This is a genomic window from Salinisphaera sp. (assembly GCF_035690525.1).
GTDB lineage: Bacteria > Pseudomonadota > Gammaproteobacteria > Nevskiales > Salinisphaeraceae > Salinisphaera.
In genome coordinates this window covers 1-2,827 of record NZ_DASSKM010000010.1, presented here as the reverse complement: position 1 = coordinate 2,827, position 2,827 = coordinate 1, and the positions used below count along the sequence as shown (strand labels likewise).

At 63.8% G+C, this 2,827-nt stretch carries 3 protein-coding genes; 2 read left to right on the top strand and 1 reads right to left on the bottom strand.

All coding sequences use genetic code 11. The features are described 5' to 3' along the window. On the bottom strand, positions 1-753 hold a 753-nt coding region (locus VFJ08_RS00700), incomplete at its 3' end, for a radical SAM protein (protein WP_324994122.1). Positions 754-791: 38 nt separating this feature from the next. On the opposite strand from VFJ08_RS00700, the gene VFJ08_RS00695 reads away from it, so the two are divergent. After that, positions 792-1,535, top strand: a complete 744-nt coding sequence (locus VFJ08_RS00695) for a class I SAM-dependent methyltransferase (RefSeq protein WP_324994120.1) — start codon at positions 792-794, stop codon at positions 1,533-1,535. A 77-nt stretch (positions 1,536-1,612) separates the two neighbouring features. Next, positions 1,613-2,584: an arsenosugar biosynthesis radical SAM (seleno)protein ArsS gene (gene arsS / locus VFJ08_RS00690; RefSeq protein WP_324994118.1), complete on the top strand. Its 972-nt coding sequence runs from the start codon at positions 1,613-1,615 to the stop codon at positions 2,582-2,584. The last annotated feature ends 243 nt before the right edge of the window (positions 2,585-2,827 follow it).

Here is a 2,827-nt window from a genome sequence, read left to right as displayed (position 1 = left end):
GGCGATCAGCGTTTCCAGTTCGCAGTCGGTGATCATCGGAATGATCGGCGCGACCAGCGCGCCGGTCGGTACGCCCGCGCCGGCCAGGGTTTCGATCGTGCGCAGCCGCTGGGCCGGCGCGGCCGCGCGCGGTTCCAGATGACGCTTCAGCCCGTTGTCGAGGCTGGTCAGGCTGACGGACACGCTCGCCAGATTGCGACCGGCCATAGCGGCGATCAGATCCAGATCGCGCGTGACGTGGGCGCCCTTGGTGATGATCGAGATCGGCTGATTGAAGCGATCGGCGACCTCGAGGATCGAGCGGGTGATGCCCAGATGCCGGTCGTCCGGTTGGTACGGATCGGTATTGGCGCCCAGCGTGATCGCCTCGCAGCGGTAGCGCGGGAGCCGTAGTTCGGCCTCGAACAGCGCCGCGGCCTCGGGCTTGTAGTAGATCTCGGTCTCGAAATCGAGCCCCGAGGAATGATCGAGATATTCGTGCGTCGGCCGTGCGAAACAATAGATGCAGCCGTGCGCGCAGCCCTTGTAAGGGTTGATCGAGGCCGAAAACGGCACGTCCGGCGATTCGTTGCGCGAGATCACCCGCCGGGTCGGGTCGCGGTGCAGATGGGTGGCCGGGGCCGTCTCGTCGTCGTCGACGTGTTCGATCGTGTCCCAGCCGTCGTCGAAATCCTCGCCGGCGGTCGCGGCGAAGCGCGAGGCGGGGTTGGTCAGCGCCCCGCGGCCCTTGTAGTGTGTCGCTCGATGCACCATAAAAAAACTGTATATATAAACAGTTTAATTGGCAAGACATGGGTCCGAGGCCCGGCTCGCGGGGCACCGGCTGCCGGCATAGGATAGCGGGGTGGGATCAAGGCGTCGGCAGGAGGCTCATCATCGAAACGCGCCGCCAGCAATCACGCATTACCCGGGAATACACGCGGCTGGCGCGCGCTTACGATACGAAATGGTCGTTTTATGTCGACGCCACGACCCGCTCGACGCTGTCGCGCCTGAACCTGCGCGCTCACGAGCGACTGCTGGATATCGGTTGCGGCACCGGCGTGCTGCTGCACCGGCTGTCGGCGGACCATCCGGCCCTGCAATTGACCGGCCTCGATCCCGTCCCCGATATGTTGCGCATCGCGCGGCACAGGCTCGCGCCCGATCTCGAGCTGTGCGCGGGCTGGGCGGAAGCGCTCCCTTTCATGGACGATCGGTTCGATGTCGTAGTTTGTTGCAGCATGTTCCACTGCATCGCCCGGCCGGACATTGCACTGCGTGAAGTCCGGCGCGTGTTGGAGCCCGACGGCCGTCTGGTCATCACCGACTGGTGCGGCGACTATCTGACCTGCCGGATGCTGAAGCGCTACCTGCGTCTGTCCGATCGGGCCCAAACGTATGTCCATCGTGCACACGAACTTCGACAGCTCGCCGCAAGCGCGGGCTTCGCGGCAACAACCACGGATCGTTACAAGATCAGCCGGCTGTGGGGGATGATGACCATGACTCTGCGCCCAGCCCACACTTCGGTCCCAATCACGACGGCTCGTTGACGCAAGCGCCTCGGGTATACCCGCAGGCGGCGCGTTTCAATGGCATCTGCGGCGACTTCGGCAAGAGGAAAGACATCATGCGCGAGACCCGGTCTTATCTGTCGACTACCGATTTTCCCGCTATCCGCCGCCGTGGCCTGCGCACGCTGCAGATGAATCTGGGCTACCTGTGCAATCTGTCGTGCATCCATTGTCACGTCGCGGCCGGGCCCAACCGCCGCGAGTTGATGGACCGGGCGACCATCGATACGGCGATCGATTTCATGGCGCGCCAGCCGGTCGATACGCTGGATCTGACCGGCGGATCGCCGGAAATGAACCCGCACTTTCGCGATCTCGTACGCGCGGCCCGGGAGCGCGGCGTTCACGTCATGGATCGCTGTAATCCGACCATCCTGGACGAACCGGGTTATGACTGGATCGCCGGCTTTTTGGCCGAACACCGGGTGGAGGTCGTCGCCTCGTTGCCGTGCTACAGCGAGGGCAACGTCGATGCCCAGCGCGGCCGTCATGTCTTCGAGCGCAGTGTCGCGGCGCTACGCCGGTTCAACCGCCTCGGTTACGGCCGCGCCGATACCGGGCTGACGCTCAATCTGGTTTACAACCCGCTCGGTGCGGCATTGCCGCCGCCGCAGGCCGCGCTCGAAGACGACTACCACGCCCATCTGTGGGCGGAGCACGGCGTCGAGTTCAACCATTTGTTCACGATCGCGAACATGCCCATCAAGCGCTTCGGCAGCATGCTGTTGTCGCGCGGGGAGTTCGACGATTACATGACGCTGCTCAAGAACGCCTATCGGCGCGAGAATCTGGCCGATGTGATGTGTAGGGACTTGATCAGCGTGGACTGGCGCGGCCGGGTCTACGACTGCGATTTCAATCAGATGTTGGGCATGCCGCTGGGCGCGGGCGCGTCTGGCCCAACGCATTTGGTCGATCTGCTCGATCACGATCTCGCCGCTGCGCCGATTCACGTGGCCGAGCACTGCTACGCCTGCACCGCCGGCCAGGGCAGCAGCTGCGGCGGCGCATTGAAGAGCAGCCCTTAAGCGGCGCCGCGTGATGCCTCGCGCCGGGTCGACGACGACGACCGACGAAGCCGGTTTTGGGCATCGGCCGAAAGTCGAGATGACGCTTTTATAACCCGGCGGTATGCATGAATAAACTCAAGATCGTTCTGGCGCTTCTGATCGGCGCGGCGATCGTGGCTTTTTTCGTGTTCGATCTGGGCCGATATCTTGATCTGGCCTATTTCAAGGCTCGGCAGGCACAACTGGCCTCGCTGGTCGCGG